16 protein-coding genes are annotated in these 21065 nt (G+C 69.5%); 10 read left to right on the top strand and 6 right to left on the bottom strand.

What is annotated here, in order from left to right; translation table 11 throughout:
* Positions 1–135: 135 nt before the first annotated feature.
* Positions 136–1737 carry an ABC transporter permease gene (locus OOT46_RS27255; protein ID WP_265406775.1) on the bottom strand — a complete coding sequence of 534 codons (1602 nt, stop codon included), beginning with the start codon at positions 1735–1737 and terminating at the stop codon, positions 136–138.
* Positions 1738–2006: 269 nt separating this feature from the next.
* On the opposite strand from OOT46_RS27255, the gene OOT46_RS27260 reads away from it, so the two are divergent.
* From OOT46_RS27260 to rocF, 5 genes are all read left to right on the top strand, one after another.
* Positions 2007–3101 (top strand): ABC transporter ATP-binding protein, encoded by a 1095-nt coding sequence (locus OOT46_RS27260; RefSeq protein WP_265406776.1) that lies wholly within the window; start codon positions 2007–2009, stop codon positions 3099–3101.
* A 140-nt stretch (positions 3102–3241) separates the two neighbouring features.
* Positions 3242–4693: a S41 family peptidase gene (locus OOT46_RS27265; protein ID WP_265406777.1), complete on the top strand. Its 1452-nt coding sequence runs from the start codon at positions 3242–3244 to the stop codon at positions 4691–4693.
* 122 nt (positions 4694–4815) lie between these two features.
* A complete protein-coding gene (locus OOT46_RS27270; RefSeq protein WP_265406778.1) occupies positions 4816–5571 on the top strand; it encodes a HesA/MoeB/ThiF family protein in 756 nt (251 codons plus the stop codon).
* 165 nt (positions 5572–5736) lie between these two features.
* The gene (locus tag OOT46_RS27275) at positions 5737–6642 is read left to right on the top strand and encodes a TIGR00730 family Rossman fold protein (RefSeq protein ID WP_265406779.1); all 906 of its coding nucleotides are present in this window, start codon (positions 5737–5739) and stop codon (positions 6640–6642) included.
* A 30-nt stretch (positions 6643–6672) separates the two neighbouring features.
* A complete protein-coding gene (gene rocF, locus OOT46_RS27280; protein ID WP_265406780.1) occupies positions 6673–7587 on the top strand; it encodes an arginase in 915 nt (304 codons plus the stop codon).
* A gap of 51 nt (positions 7588–7638) precedes the next feature.
* On the opposite strand, the gene OOT46_RS27285 is transcribed toward rocF, so the two are convergent.
* Genes OOT46_RS27285 through OOT46_RS27295 form a run of 3 tightly spaced genes read right to left on the bottom strand, consistent with a single transcriptional unit; the run spans position 7639 to position 11056 of the window.
* A complete protein-coding gene (locus OOT46_RS27285) occupies positions 7639–8181 on the bottom strand; it encodes a thermonuclease family protein (RefSeq protein WP_265406781.1) in 543 nt (180 codons plus the stop codon).
* Entirely contained in the window at positions 8178–8573 is a 396-nt protein-coding gene (locus OOT46_RS27290; RefSeq protein WP_265406782.1) for a YkvA family protein, read from the bottom strand. Before OOT46_RS27290 ends, OOT46_RS27285 begins: the two co-directional genes overlap by 4 nt.
* Entirely contained in the window at positions 8570–11056 is a 2487-nt protein-coding gene (locus tag OOT46_RS27295) for a ligase-associated DNA damage response DEXH box helicase (RefSeq protein WP_265406783.1), read from the bottom strand. Before OOT46_RS27295 ends, OOT46_RS27290 begins: the two co-directional genes overlap by 4 nt.
* Before the next feature lie 128 nt (positions 11057–11184).
* Between OOT46_RS27295 and OOT46_RS27300 the strand changes: the two genes are divergently transcribed.
* The 5 genes from OOT46_RS27300 (at position 11185) to OOT46_RS27320 (ending at position 18065) form a co-directional block, all read left to right on the top strand.
* Complete coding sequence (locus tag OOT46_RS27300) at positions 11185–12996, top strand: DUF885 domain-containing protein (protein WP_265406784.1); 1812 nt, start codon at positions 11185–11187, stop codon at positions 12994–12996.
* Positions 12997–13380: 384 nt separating this feature from the next.
* Positions 13381–16164, top strand: coding sequence for a TonB-dependent receptor plug domain-containing protein (locus OOT46_RS27305; protein ID WP_265406785.1), 2784 nt, complete (start codon positions 13381–13383; stop codon positions 16162–16164).
* A gap of 150 nt (positions 16165–16314) precedes the next feature.
* Positions 16315–16935 (top strand): MotA/TolQ/ExbB proton channel family protein, encoded by a 621-nt coding sequence (locus OOT46_RS27310; protein ID WP_265406786.1) that lies wholly within the window; start codon positions 16315–16317, stop codon positions 16933–16935.
* Between the two features lie 12 nt (positions 16936–16947).
* Entirely contained in the window at positions 16948–17361 is a 414-nt protein-coding gene (locus tag OOT46_RS27315) for an ExbD/TolR family protein (protein ID WP_265406787.1), read from the top strand.
* Between the two features lie 5 nt (positions 17362–17366).
* Positions 17367–18065 (top strand): energy transducer TonB, encoded by a 699-nt coding sequence (locus OOT46_RS27320; protein WP_265406788.1) that lies wholly within the window; start codon positions 17367–17369, stop codon positions 18063–18065.
* 47 nt (positions 18066–18112) lie between these two features.
* On the opposite strand, the gene OOT46_RS27325 is transcribed toward OOT46_RS27320, so the two are convergent.
* Together OOT46_RS27325 and OOT46_RS27330 are read right to left on the bottom strand one after the other, a co-directional pair.
* Positions 18113–20071, bottom strand: coding sequence for a diguanylate cyclase domain-containing protein (locus tag OOT46_RS27325; RefSeq protein ID WP_265406789.1), 1959 nt, complete (start codon positions 20069–20071; stop codon positions 18113–18115).
* A gap of 129 nt (positions 20072–20200) precedes the next feature.
* Positions 20201–21046, bottom strand: coding sequence for a DUF429 domain-containing protein (locus OOT46_RS27330; RefSeq protein ID WP_265406790.1), 846 nt, complete (start codon positions 21044–21046; stop codon positions 20201–20203).
* Positions 21047–21065: the final 19 nt, after the last annotated feature.

The raw sequence follows: 21065 nt of genomic DNA on the forward strand, positions 1-21065 counted from the left end.
CTTTCTGGGCCACGACGGCGACAGCCGGAGGGAAGATTCCCGGCTGTCGTCTGCCCGGTATCGGAGCCCTCCCGGCGAAGTTGAGCCGCCCGAGGGTTTGCCCGCTCTATGTTGCCAGCGCCCGCGCGCTCGTGTTCAACGCTCGCGCATCGCGCGCGACAGCAGCAGCACCGGCAGCAGCCCCACCAGCACGATGGCGAGCGAGGGCAGCGCCGCTTCGCCCAGGCGCTCGTCCTTGGCGAGCTGGTAGGCCACCACCGCCAGCGTGTCGCTGTTGAAGGGCCGCAGCACATAGGTTGCCGGCAGCTCCTTCATCACATCGACAAACACCAGCAAGCCGGCCGCCAGGGCGGAGCGGCGCAGCAGCGGCAGGTGCACGCCGAGCAACAGCCGCCAGCGCGAGCTGCCCAGCATGCGGGCCGACTCGTCCAGGCTGGGCGGAATGCGTGCATAACCGGCCTCGACCGACTGCAGCGCCACCGCCGAGAAACGCACCAGGTAGGCATACATGAGGCCGAACACGGTGCCGGTGACCAGCGCCGCCGCGCCGCTTTGCGGCCACAGCGCCTGCAGCCAGCCGGCCGGCAGCAGGATGCCGACCGAAATCACCGCTCCGGGCACCGCATAACCCAGTGAAGCGACCCGCGCGGCCAGTCGCAGCCCGGGGCGCGGCCGCACCCGCAACGCGAAGGCCAGCGCCAGGGCCAGCGCAGCCGCCAGCAGCGCCGCCAGGCCGGCCAGCTTGAAGCTGCTCCAGGCCCACACGACAAAACGCGCCCACGGCAGCCCGAACTCGCCGTGCCGCGCCTCGCCCCACATGAGCCCGAGCAGCACCAGCACCGGCACCACGAAACCCAGCAACACCGGCAGCCCGCAGACCCCCCACGCCAGCACGGCCTGGCGCCCGCTCAGCCGGACCGGCCGCGCTTCCTGGCTCGAGGTCGAGCCGGTGCGCGCGCTCGCGAAGCGCAGCCGCCGCTGGGCGCGGTGCTCGAACCACAGCAGCACGGCCACCAGCACGAGCAGCACGGTGGCGAGCTGGGCCGCCGCGATCCGGTCGTCCATCGAGAGCCAGGCCTTGTAGATGCCGGTGGTGAAGGTGGTCAGCCCGAAGTAGGAACCGACGCCGTAGTCGGCCAGCGTTTCCATCAGCGCCAGGGCCACACCGGCGGCCAGCGCCGGACGCGCCAGCGGCAGCGCCACCCGGCGCACCCGGCGCGCGGTGCCCGCCCCGAGCAGGCGGGCCGCCTCCATCAGGTGCACCCCGCGTTCGCTGAGGGCGGCGCGGGTCAGCAGGTAGGCATAGGGATAGAGGCAGAAGATGAACATCGGCACCGCGCCGCCGAGGCTGCGCACGTCGGGCAGCAGCGCGCCTTCGGCGCCGGTGAGCGCGCGCAGCGCGGTCTGCAGCGGGCCGCTGAACTGCAGGAAATCGGTGTAGGCATAGGCCATCACGTAGGCCGGCATGGCGAGCGGCAGCAGCAGCGCCCAGCTGAAAAAGCGCCGGCCGGGGAAGTCGAACAGGCTCACCGCTGCCGCCGTCGCGCCGCCCACCAGCGCGACCCCCAGCGCCACCCAGCCGCTCAGCAGCAGCGAGGTCCAGGCATAACCGGGCAGCACGGTGACGAACTGCTGCCACAGGATGTCCCGGCTGCCGGCGCCGGCAAGCCCCCAGGAACCCAGCACGCCGAGCACCGGCAGGGCGAGCAGCAAAGTCAGAACGGTGATCAGGCGCATGCAGCAAGACAGAACAACGGGGCCCGGCCCCGGGGCGGGGCCGGACGCGTACTGTAAATGAGAACTGTAATCATTTGTCGCGCTGCCCGCAGCGCGGGGAGATCAGCCTGCAGTTCTGGCGCAACTTGTCGAGGCTTGCGGTTTCCGGCGGCAGGTACCGGGCCGCTAGAATACAAAACGTAAATGCGATTCATTCTCGTCACCGGGCCTTGCCCTGCGATCCGGTGACCCGGCCCCGAGCCGCCGCCACGACATTGCTGCCCTGCCCCATGTTTCTCGACATCGAACACGTCGTCATCCGCTACCCCGGCAGCCAGGCCGCCCACCCCGCCGTCGACCAGGTGTCGCTGACCTTGCAGGCCGGCGAGATCGGCGTGCTGATCGGCCCCTCCGGTTGCGGCAAGACCTCGCTGCTGCGCGCCATCGCCGGGCTGGAGCGCATCGCCGGCGGCCACGTCGCCATCGCGGGCGAGATGCTCAGCCGGGCCGGCGGCTCGGACAGACCCCTGCACCTGCCGCCCGAGCGGCGCCAGATCGGCATGGTGTTCCAGGACTACGCGCTGTTCCCGCACCTCAGCGTGGCGGACAACATCGCCTTCGGCATTCCGCAACTGGGCCGCAGCGAACGCGCCCGGCGCGTCGGGGAGATGCTGGAGCTGGTCGGCCTGGGCCAGGTCGCCGCCCGCTACCCGCACCAGCTCTCGGGCGGCCAGCAGCAGCGCATCGCGCTGGCCCGGGCGCTGGCGCCGCAGCCGCGCCTGCTGCTGCTGGACGAACCCTTTTCCAACCTGGATGTGGACCTGCGCGAGCGGCTCGCCCAGGAGGTGCGCGCGATCCTGAAGCAGGCGTCCACCACCGCGCTGCTGGTCACGCACGACCAGCTGGAGGCCTTCGCGGTCGGCGACCTCATCGGCGTGATGCAGCAGGGGCGCCTGCAGCAGTGGGACGACGCCTACCAGCTCTACCACCGCCCCGCGACCCGCTTCGTGGCCGACTTCATCGGCCACGGCGTGTTCACGCCGGCACGCATCGTCGACAGCAACCGGGGCCCGGTGGTGCGCACCCCGCTGGGCGACCTGCTCGACGTGCTGGAATGCCCGCTGCCCAGCGCCTACCCGGGCGGCGAGTGCGAGGTGCTGCTGCGCGCCGATGACATCGTCCACGACGACGCCAGCCCGGTCAAAGCAAAAATCGAGCGCAAGGCCTTTCGAGGCTCGGAATTCCTCTACACCCTGCGGCTGGCCAGTGGCGAGCAGGTGCTGGCGCACGTGCCGTCCCACCACGACCACTCGGTCGGGGAGTGGATCGGCATCCGGCCGGAGGTCGATCACGTCGTGACATTTCCCCGCAATGCACCCGCCTGAGGCAGGACCTTCGCGTAACCGAGGGGTTTTGACTGCAACTTTCCCGCCAATTCACCGATCTGAGGAGGCGGGCACGGTCCTATACTGAAGCCCACCTGAGACCTCTCCTGACGAAACCATTTCCTGAGGACTGCGCGCACATGAGTGCCAAACTGAAGATTGCTGGCTGGATCTCGCTCGGGGCGGTCGCCGGCGCCCTCGCCACGATGCAATTGCAGGCCACGGCGCGCAACACGTCGCTGGCGCCGCTGCCGCTCGAAGAGCTGCAGCAGCTCGCCGCCGTGTTCGGCATGGTGAAATCCGACTACGTCGAGCCGGTCGACGAAAAGAAGCTGATCACGGATGCGATCGGCGGCATGGTGGCGGGCCTGGACCCCCATTCCCAGTATTTCGACAAGAAGACCTTCAAGGAATTCCGCGAAGGCACGACCGGCCGTTTCGTCGGCGTCGGCATCGAGATCGGCATGGAAGACGGCCTGGTCAAGGTCGTCACGCCGATCGAAGGCTCGCCGGCCTTCCGCGCCGGCCTGAAGAGCGGCGACCTGATCACCAAGATCGACGACACGGCCGTGAAGGGCCTGTCGATCGACCAGGCGGTCAAGCGCATGCGCGGCGAGCCCAACACCAAGGTGCTGCTGACCATCTTCCGCAAGGCCGAGAGCCGCACGTTCCCGGTCACCATCACCCGCGAGGAAATCCGGGTCCAGAGCGTGCGCGCCAAGGTGATCGAGCCGGGTTATGCCTGGCTGCGCGTGAGCCAGTTCCAGGACCGCACGGTCGACGACTTCGTGCGCAAGCTCGAAGAGCTCTACAAGCAGGACCCGGGCCTCAAGGGCATCGTGCTGGACCTGCGCAACGACCCGGGCGGCCTGCTCGAAGGCGCCGTGGCAATCGCTGCCGCCTTCCTGCCCAAGGACGTGCCGGTGGTCTCGACCAACGGCCAGATCGCCGAGTCCAAGCAGATCTTCAAGGCCTCACCGAACGACTACGTGCGCCGCGGCGGCGGTGACCCGCTGAAGCGGCTGCCCGAGGCGGTCAAGTCGGTGCCGCTGGTGGTGCTGGTCAACGAAGGCTCGGCCTCGGCCAGCGAAATCGTCGCCGGCGCGCTGCAGGACCACAAGCGTGCCGTCGTGATGGGTTCGCAGACGTTCGGCAAGGGCTCGGTGCAGACGGTGCGCCAGCTGACCGCCGACACGGCGCTGAAGCTGACCACGGCCCGCTACTACACCCCGAGCGGCCGGTCCATCCAGGCCAAGGGCATCGTGCCCGACGTGATGCTGGATGAAACCGCCGAGGGCAACCTCTACTCGGCCCTGCGCATGCGCGAAGCCGACCTGCAGAAGCACCTGGTCAGCGGCGGCGAGAAGGACGAGAAGGACCCGGCGCGCGAAAAGGCTCGCGAGGAGGCGATGAAGCGCCTCGAGGAGGAAGCCGCCAAGCAGGCCAGCAAGCCGCCGGCCAAGCCGCTGCCCGAGTTCGGCAGCGAAGAGGACTTCCAGTTGCAGCAGGCCATGAACCGCCTGAAGGGCAAGACGGTGCTGGTGTCCAAGACCCAGACCGAGCGCAAGCCTGAAGAGTCGAAGAGCAACTGACCGGGCCGTCGGCCCGTCTCGGGCCCACCCGACCACAGGAAGCCCGCCACCGCGCGGGCTTTTTTTTGGCCGACCGGCCGTCCGCCTCGCTCCGCCGCCCGGCTCTTGGGTATGCTCGCGCGATGAACGACGATCAGCTTTTGCGCTACAGCCGTCACCTGCTGCTCAACGAACTCGGCGTGGAGGGACAGGATCGCATCCTGGCCGGCCATGCGCTGATCATCGGCGCCGGCGGGCTGGGATCGCCGGCCGCCCTCTACCTGGGCACGGCCGGCCTCGGCACCCTGACCGTGATCGACGACGACACGGTGGACCTCACCAACCTGCAGCGCCAGATCATCCACGACATGGCGCGCATCGGCGCGTCCAAGGCGGAATCGGCGGCGCTCAGCATCGCCGCCATCAACCCCGACGTGCGGGTGCGCCCGGTGCCGCGCCATGCCGACCCGGCGCTGCTGGACGAGCTGGTGCGCGAGGCCGACGTCGTGCTCGACTGCAGCGACACCTTCGCCACCCGCCACGCCGTCAACTTCGCCTGTGTGCAGCGGCGCAAGCCGCTGGTCACCGGGGCGGCGATCCGCTTCGACGGCCAGGTGACCGTCTGCGATCTGCGCCAGGCCGCCTCGCCCTGCTACGCCTGCCTGTTTCCGCCCGACCAGGAGCTCGACGAAGTACGCTGCGCCACCATGGGGGTGTTCGCGCCGCTGGTCGGCATCGTCGGCGCGGTGCAGGCAGCCGAGGCGCTCAAGCTGCTGGCCGGCATCGGCACCTCGCTGGCCGGGCGCCTGCAGATGCTCGACGCCCTCTCGATGCAGTGGAGCGAGATCCGCGTGCCGCGCAACCCCGCCTGCCCGGTCTGCGGTCGCCGCGACAGATGAAGGACCGGCCCCGCCCCGTCGGCAAGACGGGACCCGGCCCCGCGGTGGCATGCCCCTTGCCCCGTTTCCTTGCGGTAACGAATTGCTGCCGCAGGCGGCGCCCGCCTCGCCACCCCCCGGGGCTCGGCTAAGCTGGTGCACCGTGAACCCCACCTGGTGTCTTGCATGGAACAGAAGCGTCAAACACTGACCGCCCGCAATTTCCCCTCGGCGCAGGAAGATGCCGCCGCCGCGACCGAGCTGCCCCGCTACGGCGGCCCCAACAGCGCCTACCGCCTCGCCTTCACCGATGCCGATTTCCTGCTGCGCGAGGAACTGCGCCCGGTGCGCATGCAGCTGGAGCTGCTCAAGCCCGAGCTGGTGCAGCGTGAACATGGCGTCGAATCGACCATCGTGATCTTCGGCAGCGCCCGCATCCCGCCGCGTGACGTGGCGCAGCTGCTGCTGGACGAGGCCCGCCAGGGCGGCGACCCGGTGCTCATCCGGCACGCCGAGGCGCGCCTGGGCATGTCGCACTACTACGAAGAAGCGCGCCGCTTCGCGGCCCTCGTGACCGAGGCCTCGCGCCAGCTCGACCCGCCGATCTACGTCGTCACCGGCGGCGGCCCCGGCGTGATGGAGGCCGGCAACCGCGGCGCCTTCGAAGTGGGCGGCAAGAGCATCGGCCTGAACATCGTGCTGCCGCACGAGCAGGAGCCCAATCCCTACGTGACGCCGGAGCTGTGTTTCCTGTTCCACTACTTCGGCCTGCGCAAGATGCACTTCCTGATGCGCTCGATCGCCCTGGTGTGTTTCCCGGGCGGCTTCGGCACGATGGACGAGCTGTTCGAGGTGCTGACCCTGATGCAGACCGGCAAGTGCCGCAAGCGCCCGGTGCTGCTGTTCGGCCGCGAATTCTGGTCGCGCCTGCTGAACTTCGAGGTGCTGGTCGACACCGGGATGATCTCGCCCGAGGACGTCAACCTGTTCCAGTACGTCGAAAGCGCCGAGGAGGCCTGGGCCATCGTCCGCTCCGCCTACGCGCTCGACCAGCCGGCGCCGGAACACGGCGTCCACGCCGACGACATCTGAGCGCCCACCCGCGCCACGGAGGACCGCAGCATGACCATCCCCGTCAGTCTCATCGGCGCGCCGACCGACGTCGGCGCGGGCGCCCGCGGCGTATCGATGGGCCCCGAGGCCCTGCGCGTCGCCAACCTGCAGCCGGTGCTGGAATCCACCGGCTGCGAGGTGCTGGACCGCGGCAACCTCAACGGCCCGCCCAACCCCTGGCTGCCCGCCACCGACGGCTACCGCCACCTCGGCGAGGTGGTGGCCTGGAACACCGCGGTGCACGAAGCGGTGCATGCCGAGCTCAAGAACGGGCGGCTGCCCATCCTGCTGGGCGGCGACCACTGCCTGGGCATCGGCTCGATCAGCGCCGTCGCGCGCCACTGCCGCGAGCAGGGCAAGAAGCTGCGCGTGCTGTGGCTGGATGCCCACGCCGACTTCAACACCAGCCTGATCACGCCCAGCGGCAACATCCACGGCATGCCGGTGGCCTGCCTGTGCGGCCATGGCCCGGAGCCGCTGGTGAAGATCGGCGGCCACGTGCCGGCGATCACGCCCCACATGGTCAAGCAGATCGGCATCCGCAGCGTGGACGAAGGCGAGAAGCGGTTTGTCCACGAGATGGGGCTGGAAGTGTTCGACATGCGCTACATCGACGAGATGGGCATGCGCCACACGATGGAGCTGGCGCTGGCGATGCTGGACAGCAACACCCATCTGCATGTCAGCTTCGATGTCGACTTCCTCGATCCCGACTTCGCGCCCGGCGTGGGCACCACCGTGCGTGGCGGCCCGACCTACCGCGAGGCGCAGCTGTGCATGGAGATGATCGCCGACACCGGCCGCATGGCCTCGCTGGACGTGATGGAGCTCAACCCGGCGCTGGACGTGCGCAACCTGACCGCCGAGATCGCCGTGGAGATGATCGCCAGCCTGTTCGGCAAGTCCACGCTGATGCGGCGCTGAACGCGCAGGCCGCGCCGACACCTGCGGCGCGATCGCGGCGTTGAGCCAGTCCTATGCAGGCCGGCGCCGCGGCGCCGGACAGGCCCCGTGCCACTGCCGGAACACCCGTGGCGGCATGGGATCGATTGCGCCGAAGAGACCGCGGCGGCGCGCCCGGGCCTCGGCTTCCTGGCGCGCATAGGGGCCACCGCCGCGCCCGGAGCGGTAGCTCCAGGCATGGCCTTCGCGCACCATCCAGGCCGACACGTCCTCGCCCTGCAGGCTGACGTTGCCGAGCCAGCGCCGGTAGCGGTCGCGGCCGCGCAAGCTCAGCCGCACCTGCCGCCCGAGCAGCCGCCCGCTCAAGGCCTGTCTGGCCTGCGCGCCCCAGGGCTGGCAGCTCTCCGGCGCGTCGATGCCCTCCAGCCTGAGCTTGATCGGCCGTTTGCGGCCTGCGCCGTCGAGCTGCAGCCACAAGGTGTCGCCGTCGCTCACGCGCGTGACCTTGCCCGTGGCCGACACCGGCTCACGCCGCGCCGCCGCCTCGTCCTGGCCCAGCAGCAGGCCCAGCACCACGATCAGCGACGCTGCCAGCCGCCCCGCCGCCCGCCTCACGAGACCAGGGCCGAGGCGGCCCACCAGACGAACAGGCCGAACAGCACCAGCCACAGCACCACGATGACGCCGGCGCCCCAGAGGATGCGCGGCAGCTTGTCACGCGAGGCTTCGGCCTCGCGCAGCCGGGCCTCCCACAAGGGCCGCGGCGTCAGCCGCACCGCCAGGGCCACGCCCAGAGGCACCAGCACCAGGTCGTCGAGCTGGCCCAGCACCGGGATGAAGTCGGGAATCAGGTCGATCGGGCTGACCGCATAGGCCAGCACGGCGATCGCCACCAGCTTGGCGGACCTGGGGGTCTGCGGATGCTTGAACAGCTTCCACAGCGCGATCAGATAGGTGGCGAGCCGCGCACGGTCGGCAGCCCGCACCAGCTTGACAAGTTTGCTCATACTTCAGTGGACACAGGTAAATCGACATCATCGGCCGCACGCTGCGCGTCTCTCACGAGGCGCTCCAGCCGGTCGGCCAGTTTCTCGGTCGTCAGCTGCTCGCGGAAGCGCTCCACCATCAGCGGCAGCGAAAACGGGCTCGGGTGCTGCAGCACGACGTGGTCGACCGGCTTCGCGGCCATCGCGGACAAGGTGGCGCTCAGGCGCCGGATGTCCAGCTCCTGGCTCAGCACCTCCTTCTCCGCCTGGCTCAGCAACAGGTTGCCCGCATCGTACTTGCGGAACACCTCGAAGAACAACGAACTGGAAGCCTGCAGTTGTTTCATGCTTTTCGGCGCGCCGGGATAGCCGGTGAAGATCAGGCCCGCGACCCGGGCGATCTCGCGGAAGCGGCGCTGCGCCAGCTCGGAGGAATTGAGGCTCGCGAGCACGTCCTCCAGCAGGCGCTCGGTCGAGAACACGCGGCCGTCCAGCACCGCTTCGATGTCGACGGGCAGCGCGCTCAGCAGCTCCAGCCCGTAGTCGTTGACCGAGAGGCTGAAGGTGTTGGGTCTGTCCTTGGCAAGCCGCCAGGCCAGCAGGCTGGCCAGGCCCAGGTGCACGTGGCGCCCGGCGAAGGGATAGAGGTAGAGGTGCTGGCCTTCGCGCGAGCTGTAGCGCTCCACCAGCAGGGTCGCGGGCGTCGGCAGGCGGGACAGGCGGCGCTGCGTCTCCAGCATGGGCCGCGCCGCCTGCATCTCGGGCTCGCGGTACTCACCGCGCGCGGCGCCGCCCAGCAGCTCCATCACCATGTCGCCCATCTCCGTCGACAAGGGCATCTTGCTGCCGTTCCAGCGCGGCACCGCGCCGCTCTTGCGCTCGGCCCGCCTCACGTAGGCCACCAGGTCCTGCACCCGCACGAACTCCAGCAGCCGGCCGCCGAACAGAAAGCAGTCGCCCTTCTTGAGTCGCGCGATGAAACTCTCCTCGATGGTGCCGATGCGCCCGCCGCTGAGGTACTTCACCTGCATCGTCGCGTCGGCCACGATGGTGCCGATCTGCAGCTTGTGGCGCCGCGCGATGCCGCGGTCGGTGACGCGGTAGATCCCGTCCACCTGCGTCACGCGGTGGTACTCGGGATAGGCGTGCAGGCTCGCGCCGCCCTGCTCGACGAAGTCCAGCGCCCACTGCCACTCCTCGGCGCTGAGGCCGGCATAGGCCCAGGCGCTGCGCACCTCCTCGTACAGCTCGGCGGCACGGAAGCCGCCGCCCAGTGCCACCGTGACCAGGTGTTGCACCAGCACGTCCAGCGGCTTGTCGGGCGACTCGCGCCGCTCGATGCGGCCGGCCTGCGCCGCGCGCCGCGCCGCGGCCGCCTCCACCAGCTCCAGCGTGTGGGTGGGCACCAGGGTCACGCGGCTGGGCCGGCCCGGCGAGTGGCCGCTGCGGCCGGCACGCTGCAGCAGGCGCGCCACCCCCTTGGGCGAGCCGATCTGCAGCACCCGCTCGACCGGGGCGAAGTCCACCCCCAGGTCCAGCGAGGAGGTCGCCACCACGGCCTTGAGCCGGCCCTCCTTGAGCCCCAGCTCGACCCACTCGCGCACCTCCTTGTCGAGCGAACCGTGGTGCAGCGCGACCAGCCCGGCCCAGTCGGGACGCGCCTCCAGCAGAAGCTGGTACCAGACCTCGGCCTGCGAGCGCACGTTCGTGAAGACCAGGGTGGTGCTGGAGCGCTCGATCTCGCCGATCACCGGCTGCTGCATCTGCGCCCCCAGGTGACCGGCCCACGAAAAGCGCCCCGGGTCGTCCGGGATCAGGGTGTCGATGACCAGCGACTTGTCGATGCGGCCCTGGACCAGCACGCCCCCGCTGTCGGCCTCGCCCTGTTTCGAACCGTGCAGCACCTGCATGGCGTTCGACAGGTTGCCGAGGGTTGCAGTGAGCCCCCACGTGGACAGGCCCGGGTTCCAGCGCCGCAGCCTCGCCAACGCCAGCTGCACCTGCACCCCACGCTTGTTGCCGATCAGCTCATGCCACTCGTCGACGATGACGCTGTGCACGCCGGCCAGCTCCTCGCGCGCGTGCTCGCGCGTCAACATCAGCGACAAGGACTCCGGTGTCGTCACCAGCGCCATCGGCCAGCGTCGCTCCTGGCGGGCCCGCTCGGCGCTCTGCGTGTCACCGGTGCGCAGGCCCACGCTCCAGGCTGGAGCAAGGTCGGCCAGGGGCCGCTGCAGCGCGCGCACGGTGTCAGCCGCCAGCGCCCGCATCGGCGTGATCCATAGCACCTGCAGCGGCACGGCAGCACGCGCCGGCGCCGTGCCGGCGAGCGAGCGCATCAGCGCCCCCATCCAGACTGCATAGGTCTTGCCGGCGCCGGTGGTCGCATGCAGCAGGCCGCTGCGGCCGTCCCGCATCGCCGCCCAGACCTCGCGCTGGAAGTCGAAGGCTTGCCACCCCTGGTTTTGGAACCATTGCGCGGCGGGCTCGTCATCTGGGCTCATCGCGCCACCTTAACAAAACCGCGCAGAAGGCGTCGAACGGCGGCACGGATCTTGATTGCGCCGCCCCCTTTCAGACCTTCAGATTCACCCGCTCTGCCCGCCGGAGCCCTTTGACCCAGGAGATGAAGATGATCCAACTCGCGCGCCGCCAGTGCCTCGCACTGTGCGCCGCCCTGCTCACGGCGGCTGCAGCCCCCGTGACCCAGGCCCGTGCTGCCGCACCGGCGGCTGCCTTGCAGCAGCTGATGCAGGAGCATTGGGAATGGCACATGCGCACGCTGCCCGAGCTGGCCACCAGCGTCGGCGACCATCGCTACGACGACCGGCTGAGCGACCGGTCCCCCGCGGCGCGCCGGGAGCAGCTGGCCCGCACGCGCGATTTCCTGGCCCGCCTGCGGCACAGCGTCAAGCGCGAAGGCCTGGACGAAGACGACCGTGTCAGCTACGACGTGTTCCGCCACCACCTGGAAGACCAGGCCGAGGAACTGGCCTTCCCCGCCACCGCCACGATGGTGCTGAACAACAAGGCCGGCCTGCACCTGGACTTTCCGCAACTGGTGCTGGACATGCCCTTCCGGACCCCGCGCGACTACCGCAACTACCTGGGACGGCTGCGCGCCCTGCCGGGGGCCATCGACCGCGACATCGAGGCCATGCGCGAGGGCATGAAAACCGGCTGGGTCACCTTCCGGTCCTCGCTCGAGAAGGTGCCGGCCCAGCTCGACGTGCTGCTGGCCGGCCAGCCGGAAGACAGCCCGCTCTACCAGCCGCTGCGCGAACTGCCCGCCGAGTGGCCGAAGGAGGAGCGCGAGACGCTCGCGCGCGAAACCCGCGAAACGATCGCCGGGCAGGTGCTGCCGGCCTATGCCCGGCTGAAGGCTTTCGTCGAGACCGAGTACCTGCCGCGCAGCCCGGTCGAGGGCGGCATGCAGCACTATCCCGGCGGCCCCGACTACTACCGCTTCCTGGTGCGCTCGAAGACCACCACCGGGATGACACCCGAGCAGATCCACCAGCTGGGACTGCAGGAGGTGGAACGCCTGCGCGACGAGATGGAGCGCTTGATGCATTCCACCGGCCACCCGGGCTCTTTCGCGTCCTTTGTCGACTGGCTCAACAGCGACCCGCGTTTCCTGCTGCCCTCGCGCGACGCGCTGCTGTCCCGCTATCGAGACATCGCCAAGCGGGTCGATCCCGAGCTGCCCCGGCTGTTCGCCCAGCTGCCGCGCCTGCCCTACGGCATCCGCGCGATGCCGGAACACCAGGGCGAAGGTGCTCCGGAGAACTACTCATCGGGTGCGGCCGACGGCTCGCGCGCGGGCTGGTTCAATGCCAACGTGCTCGCCCTCGACCGCCGCCCGACCTGGGAGATGCCGGCGCTTTTCCTGCATGAGGCGGTCCCCGGCCACCATCTGCAGACGGCCCGTGCGCTGGAGCTCGACCAGCTGCCGATGCTGCGCCGCGCGTCGTGGTACGTGGCTTACGGCGAGGGCTGGGCCTTGTATGCCGAGACCCTGGGCGACGCGCTGAAGGCCTACGGCGATCCGTATGAGAAGTTCGGGCAGCTGCGCATGGAGATCTACCGCGCCGCACGCCTGGCGGTCGACACCGGCATCCACTCGGCGGGCTGGTCGCACCAGCGCGCGGTCGACTGGATGACCGAGCGCACCGGCATGCGCCGCGAAGAAGTGGCGGCCGAGGTGGACCGCTACTTCGTCTGGCCCGGGCAGGCGCTGGGCTACAAGATCGGCCAGCTGCATTTCAAGCAGCTGCGCGAGCGCATGAGCGCCGAGCTGGGCGAGTGTTTCGACATCCGGCGTTTCCACAACGCGCTGCTGGACCAGGGCGCCCTGCCGTTGACGGTGCTGGACCGGTGGATGCAGCGCTGGCTCGCGGCCGAAAAAAAACGCAGAGCCTGTCGCGGCGCGGCCGCGTCCTGAGGTCGATACGACCGGCTCTCACGCTGGGCAAGCAGACGCAGGCGGGCCATCGCCCAGGTGTGCCGTCCTGGAGCGGTGCGCCTGTGCAAACCGTCAGTTGCGCCCACTTACCAGCAGCACCACCTCAAGCCGCCGATGCTGCCTGACGCACTCACTGTGCGCCAGCTTGCAGCAGCCGCTGCCCAGCGTGGCACATCGCGCAGCGTTCGAGTCGGCGCGTGTCGAGCAGCATGCGCCGCAAAGCCAGCATGCAAGCCCTTTCGTCTCGACTGGCACAGGCCTTGCCTTGCGCCACCCTGTGCCCTGTCGGGCATTCCGGCCAGCGACAAAAAAACGTACCGGACCACAACCGCCGGGCCACCAGCCCGTGTATCAGGAGAGCTCATGTTCAAGCTTACTCAGCTCGGCTCCGCCCTATGCGGCGCCATCGCGATGGGCGCCTTCGGCCTGGTGCCCCTGGGCATCGCGCAGGCTCAACAAACTCCCGAGACGCCCCCGACCCAACCGGCGCAGCCCACGGCACAGCCGGTCCAGGCGACCCCGCCGGCCGCATCGACCCAGCAACTCGAACGGGTCGAGATCACCGGCTCCGCGGTGCGACGCATCCAGGGGGAAACAGCCCTGCCGGTGCAGATCATCAAGCGGGAAGACATCGAGAAGACCGGTGCGACCTCGGTCACCGAACTGATCCAGGCCCTGCCGTCGATGCAGGGCTTCACCAATGACGGCGCCTCGGTCGGCGGCACCGGTGCCGGTTTCAGCGGTGCCTCCATCCATGGCCTCGGCGAAGACAAGACGCTGGTCCTGCTCAACGGCCGGCGTCTCGCCAGCTACGCCGGCCAGAACCTCAACGGCGACAACGCCGGCGTCGACCTCAACGTCATCCCGCTGGCAGCCATCGAACGTGTCGAGGTGCTGACCGACGGTGCCTCCGCACTGTACGGCGCCGACGCCGTGGCCGGCGTGGTGAACTTCATCACCAAGAAGGAGAGCACCGAGGGTGTCGTGGCGCTGGGCGGCAGCTTTCCGAAGGACGGCGGCCGGGAGCGCCGCGTCAGCCTCTCCAAGGGCTTCGGCAACTACGACGAGGACGGCTGGAACGTGCTGTTCGCGGGCAGCTACGAGAAGCGCACCGCGCTGCGCTCGGTGGACCGCGACTTCGCCGACAGCAGCATGATCAATTTCAGCGAGAACGGCCGGCGCTATCGCCTGTTCAACGGATCGCCGCGCAGCATCCCCGGCAACCTGAAGGACGCCACCGGCACCTACAACCCCTACCTGCGGCGCACCGGCGCCTGTGGCAAGCAGTCGTTCAACATCGACGGCATCTGCTACTACGACTACATCCCGGACATCGAGATCATTCCGGAGCGGGAGCGCAGTGCCTTTTTCGTGTCGGCCTCGAAGGCCCTCGACGAACAGAAGCGCCTGTATGCCGAGGCCTTGCTGGCCAACACCCTCACCAACACGGCGATCGCACCGCCGCCCGGCGAGATCCTGATCCCCGCCGGCCTCTATCCGGAAGAAGCACCGCTCGGCGGCGAAGCGAAGTACCGCATCACGGCCGTTGGCCCGCGCAAGGAGGAGCAAGTCAGCAAGGCCAGGCACTTCGTGATCGGCTCGGACGGCAGGCTGGACCGCTTCGACTACGACATCTCCTATACCCACTCGGTCAATACCTACAAGGACTCGCTGAAGAGCGGCTGGATGTCGCAGAACTCGGCGAACGCAGCGCTGCGCACGGTCAACCCCTTCGTGCCGCTGGAGGAAGCTTCGCCCGCGGGCGTGCAGGCGCTGCTCGACGCACAGGTGCGTGGATTCTTCCTGGGCGGCGAAAGCACGCTGGACTACCTGCAGATGCGGGCCTCCACCGAGGTCGCCGAGTTGCCTGGCGGCGCGCTCTCGGTGGCCGCGGGTGTCAACTACCTGCGTGATCAGATCGAGAGCACGCCCAGTGAACTCGCGGCCGGCGCCAACGGCGACACCCGTTTCGGCGACTCCTCGGCACTGGTCGCCTACAAGGCCAAGCGCACCGGCTGGGGGGCCTTCGCCGAAATCCTGGCGCCTGTGCACAAGCAGGTGGAACTGGGCGGCTCCCTGCGGCACGACCGCTACTCCGACATGGGCGGCGCGACGACGGCCAAGGGCACGGTGCGCTGGCAGCCGACGACCGGCGTGCTGCTGCGCGGCTCGCTCGGCAGCGGCTTCAAGGCCCCGACGGTGGCCCAGATCAATGCCACCCAGCAGCTCTTCGGCGTGACGAGCGGAGCTTACCGCTGCGACCCCGGCTCGGGGCTGCAGCAGGTCGCCGCCTCGCTCGGCGCCCAGTGCCATGCGGGCATCGCCCAGCAGTACGACGTGGTGGCCGCCGGCACCAAGGACCTGGAACCGGAGAAATCGACCCAGTGGACGCTGGGCGTGCGCCTGGAGCCCTCGGCCTCCTTCAGCTTCGGCGCCGACCTCTGGAACGCCAAGGTCAGGAACCTGATCTCCTACATCGACGAGGCGGTGGTGTTCGACGATCCGGTGGCCTGGCGCGATCGCTTCACCTCCGTCGTCGACCCGGCGACCGGCAACACCAACCTCGCCATGCGCAGGGACAACGCCAACCTGGGCACGCGCGAGAACCGCGGTATCGACCTGGATGTGCTGGCCAGCACCGGCAGCCCGGTCGGTCGCATCACCTCGCGGTTCATCGCCACCTACATGCTGAAGGACAGCTACCAGCTGATCAAGAACGGCCCACGCTACAGCAGTCTGGGCCGCTACGGCGAGGACGGCGACGTCAAGAGCCGCTGGCTGGGCCGCTGGATCAACACGCTGCAGTCCGGCAACTTCGCGCACACCCTGACACTGGCGTTTCGCTCGGGCTACAAGGACCAGCCCTACACCGACGATGGCACCGTCGAGGAGATCGGTCCCGACGGCCAATCGCTCGGTGCGGTCGCGATGGAACGCAAGGTGAAGAACTACGTCACCTTCGACTGGCAGACCGCCTGGTCCATCAACAAGCAGTGGCGCCTGGTGGGCGGCATCCTGAACCTCACCGACCGGGATCCGCCGATGTCGCTCAAGACCTCCGGCGGCGGCCACATGATCGGCTACGACGACCGCTATTACGACGCACGCGGGCGGACCTTCTACCTCAACGGGTCCTACACGTTCTGAAGCCCCTCACGCCGGTGCACGCCGTGCCCGCGTCGGGCACGGCATTCGCATCGGTGTATCTGCAGTCTTGAAACCCGCGGGGCAGTGACCCTGTCAATTCCGTCGTCCGGGGCCGCCACGAGCCGCCCCCTTTCCTGAAGGAGCATGACCATGATCGACAACATCATTCAGTATTCGCGCGACTCCTGGGGCCTGGTGCCGCTGCTGGTCGTCATCTTCGTGATCGGCCTGAGCGTCATCATCGAGCGCTATTTTTTCTTCGCCCGCAGCATCCGCTCCGGCCTGAGCCTGGAATACGACCTGCGCCAGGTCGCCAAGGGCAATGTCGAGGACGCCAACAAGGTCGCCACGCACTACGACGCCACCGTGCAAGGCGAGCTGGTGAAATCGGCCCTCAGGCACAAAGGTGAACCCGAAGCCCTGTTCGAGCGCGACGTCGAGGAAACCATCATGTTCCAGCTGCCCAAGCTGGACCGCAATCTCTGGCTGCTCGACACCTGCGTGACGCTCGGCCCGCTGCTCGGCCTGCTGGGCACCATCGTCCACCTGGTGGAGGCCTTCGCGGTGCTGTCGCAGAACAACGGCCAGAACGTGTCCTCGGTGACCGGCCCGATCGCGCATGCGCTGGTCGCCACCGCGATCGGCCTGGTGGTCGCGATCGTCTGCGTGGTGTTCCTCAACTACTTCAACAAGCGCATCCGGCTGCTGATCAACCAGATGGATCTGATCAAGTCGATGCTGGTGACGCGCTTTGCCGTCATCGCTGCCTGAGCGGAGGCCGACATGGCACGCAACCACCGATCCCACTACTTCGGCGGCGACGAGAAGGCACGCATCGAGATCATTCCGATGATCGACGTGATGATGTTCCTGCTGGTGTTTTTCGTCCTCATCATGACTGAAATGATCCAGGGCGCCGGCATCAAGCTCGATCTGCCCCAGTCCTCCACGGCCCAGAACATGGAGACCGTGAAGATCACCGTCGGCGTCACCCAGGACGGCAAGCTGCTGCTGGAAGGCAAGGCCATCGAGGAGCCTCTGCTGACGGCCAAGCTGCGCGAGCTGCTGCAGACCAAGAAGGTCGATGTCGTCATCGCCGGCGAAAAGGCCACCCGCTACCAGGACATCGTCAAGGTGATGGACCTGTGCCGCGCGACCGGCATCGTCGCGATCGGGCTGGCGACGCAGACGGGATGAGCGCCATGGCCAGCACCCACAAGATCCACGGCGCGCTCTGGGCCACCGAGGAGGAAGACGACACCCGCCGGCTGCCACTGCCGGTGGCCGTCGGCACCGCCGTGGTGGCCACCGTGGCGCTGGGCGTCGCGCTCAGCATGGTGGACATGGACAAGGTGGTCGCCGAGGCCCAGCGCATCACCCGCGCGACCATCGTGCCCGAAGCGCCGCCGCCTCCGCCGCCCCCTCCCCCCCCGCCCGAGCCGCCGCCCCCGCCCAAGCGCATCGTCAAGGCGGTGCCGAGCCCCGCGCCGCCCGCCCCGCCGGCCCCGGCGCCGCCGCCCGCCATCGCGGCAGTCGAGAACGCCGCGCCAGAGGCACCGGCCATCGGCACGCTGGGCCACGAGGGCCCGGCCACCGCGCCGGTGATCAGCGAGCCGCCGGCCCCGCCTGCGCCGCCGGCCCCTCCGGCTGGCCCGCAAGACATGGCCCTCGCCTGCCCGAAGCAGGTGCGGCCCGACATGCCCCGCCAGGCGGTGCGTGACGGCGTCAGCGGGGTCGTGAAGGCCCAGGTGCGCATCGAGCACGGCAAGGTCGTCGACGTGACCATCCTGTCGGCCACACCACCGCGCGTCTTCAATGCCGCGGTGATCAGCGCGCTCAAGCAGTACGAGTGCGTCAGCGACGGCATGGCGGTGCAGGAGTTCGCCTTCAAGCTCGAGTAGCGCAGGCCCGCGCCGGCCGCGAGGGCGCAGGCCCTCGGGGCCGGCGTTCAGACGCCGTCGTAGAGCCGGAAGCCGTTGCGGCCCTGCAGCTTGGCTTCGTACATCGCGGCGTCGGCGTTGCGCATCAGCGCGGCGACGCTGTCGGCACCGCCCGGATAGACCGCCCCGCCGATGCTGGGCGTGATGCTCAGGCGGTGCCCGTTCGCATCGACCGGGGTGGACAGCGCCCCCAGCATCTTGGCCGCCACCGCCGCGCAGTCTGCCGCCGAGGCCAGGCTGGGCAGCAGCACGACGAACTCGTCGCCCCCCATGCGGGCCACGGTGTCGGAGGCCCGCACCGAGTCGCGCAGCCGCCCGGCCACCGCACACAGCAGCGCATCGCCGACATCGTGACCCAGGCTGTCGTTGATGGCCTTGAAATGGTCGAGGTCGACGAACAGCACGCCCATCACGCGGCCCTCGCGCCGCGCCAGCTCGAAGGCGTGCTGCAGTCGGTCCTGCAGCAAGGTGCGGTTGGGCAGCCGGGTCAGCGCGTCGTGGTGGGCCAGAAAGCGGATCTGCTCCTCCACCCGGCGGCGCTGCGAGGCGTCGCGCAGGATCGCGACCCACTGCCGCTCGCCTTCCAGGCTCATTTCGCTGAAGCTCGCGTCCACCACGGTGCTGCGCCCGCCGTGGCCGCGGAGCAGGGTCTCCTGCACCCCACCGGCCGCGTTGGGCAGGTGCTTGAGCAGCCGCCCCGCCTCCTCCACAAAATCGCCCAAGGGGCGCCCCAGCACCTCGTCCTTGCGGCTGCCCAGCATGCGCAGGAAGGCCGGGTTCACGCTGGTCACGGTGTGCTGCGCGTCGATCGTGACGATGCCGTCGGCGGTGCTGTCGATCACGGTCTTGAGCCTGAGCGCGGTGCGGCGCACCTCACGTCCGAGATCGAGCGCCAGCCGGGCCGCGCGCTCGTAGCCGGTGGCGACGCCGAACAGCACCGCAAAGGCCGCCATGCTGGCGACCAGCCCGCCCCCCAGGAGGGCCAGCGGCAGGGGCAGCCAGCGAGCGTCCAGCGGCTGGCGCGCCACCTGCACCGACCACAGGCGGCCGTTGAGCGGCAGCACATGCTCGCGCACATCGGCCTCGGCGGGCTGGAAAGGCGCCGACATCGAGGCGCTGTCGAACAGCAGCGCCGGCCCGCCCCCGACGTCCAGGCCGGTCTCGATCGAGCCGATGTCGGCGATGCGCATGCGATAGCCCTCGCGCGAGACCGGCAGGACCTCGCGCATCAGGTTGAGCGCCCGGAACACCCCGGTCACCTGGCCGACGTAGGCCGCCCGGCGCTGTGTTTCGTCGCGCGGCCACATGCCGCCACGGTACACCGGGACTCTCAGCGTGACCCCCAGCTCGCCCTGCAGCAGGGTCGCCGGCGCCGAAAGCACGGGTTCGCCCTTGTCGCGGGCACGCTCGCTGGCCAGCCGCGCGCCGTCGCCGACCAGCAGGTCGGCCCCGAAAGCCGCCTCGTTGCCGGCCATCGGTTCATTGAAGGTGACGGGCAAGTAGTTGTCCCGATCGCCGCGCGGGAAGGTATGGAAGCGGGGGTAGCCGCCGGAACGCAAGCTGCTGTCCCCGCGCACGTCGGCCTCGAAGGCCAGCAGCTCGGGTGCCTCGATCAGCGGCGAATACTGCACCGCGAGCACGCCGGGATAACGCGAGTGCACGTTCATCGAGAAGAAGTGCTCGCTGAAGGCGCGCCGGCTGACGTGGCCGCCGCCGTGGAACAGGCTCTGGAAGCCGGTCAGGAGGTCGACGTAGCGCCCGAAACGCTCGTCGATGGCGCCTACGGTATGGGCCGCCACTTCGTCCAACGCCGCGTCCGATTCATGCTGCAGACGCTCGACGGCGCGCCACCAGCCGAGTCCGCTGAACAGCACGCCGAGCACCAGCACGGCCCAGGCCACACGCCGATAGCCGCGCGGATGCCGGGGCAGCCGCGCCCGTAGCTCCTCGATCCCAGCCTGATCCATCGCACCCCTCGACCTCTACCGGTCCTGAGATCGGCAGCCCGGTCCCGGGCTTGAGGCGCGTCAAGACCCGCCGGCACGCGGGCCGGCAATATCACACGAAGCGCGCGCCCTTGCGGGTCGCCACGGGGATCAGCGCCGCTCGGCGGTGAGGATCCATCCCTCCAGCGGATCCGCGTCCAGCGGCTTGCCCCAATTGGGGCGGCTGGCGCCCCAGGCAGCCTGCACCATGCAGAGCACCGCGTCGAGCTGGTCGGCCATCGGGTCGGCGACCAGGGCGTCGCGTTGGGCATGGCTCAGGCGCAGGCGCAGGCCCAGTCGGGTGCGCCCCTGTTCCAGCGCCTCGATCAGGTCCTTGCGGGCGATCAGGCGTTCGGCGGTCTGCTTGGCGCGCTCGTCGCTCTTGTAGCTGCGTGCACCGATCAGCTCGCGCGCCAGCAGGCCCGGGTAGCCCTCGAGCGCGACGCGCGAGCGGTCGCCGTCCATCAGGCCCGGCAGGTGCACGCCGGCCGCGATCAACTGCGGCACGCCGGCGTGCAGCATGAAGGCCACCGGCGGGTTGACCCACTTCATCGACGGCGAGGAGCCGGCCGGCGCATCGCAGGCGCGGTGGGCAAACTTGGCGCCCGCCGGCCGGGCGTCGCAGAAGGCGGCGAAGGTGGCGCGGATGGCCTCGCGCGAGAGCCCGGCGTAATGGCGGATCAGAGCCGGCCACTCGGTCGGCCAGCCGAGCTGCTCGACCAGCTCGCGCGGCAGCCCGAAGGGAAAGTCGAAGGCACCGACCCAGGGGCCCGGCGCCGCCAGCCAGGCCGCGAACTCCGCATCGCTGGCGTAGTGCCTGAGCTCGCGCAAGCGCACCGCCGCGCCCTGGCATTCGCCGAGCGCCAAGGTGATGGGCTTGGCCCGGGTGGGGCGGCTGGTGAAATCGACGCCGGCCACCAGCACGGCGGTGGCGGGATCGGAAGAGACGGTGGACATCGGACAGCAGAAAGAAGGC

It is taken from the genome of Aquabacterium sp. A7-Y, from assembly GCF_026153205.1.
Classification (GTDB): Bacteria; Pseudomonadota; Gammaproteobacteria; order Burkholderiales; family Burkholderiaceae_C; genus Caldimonas.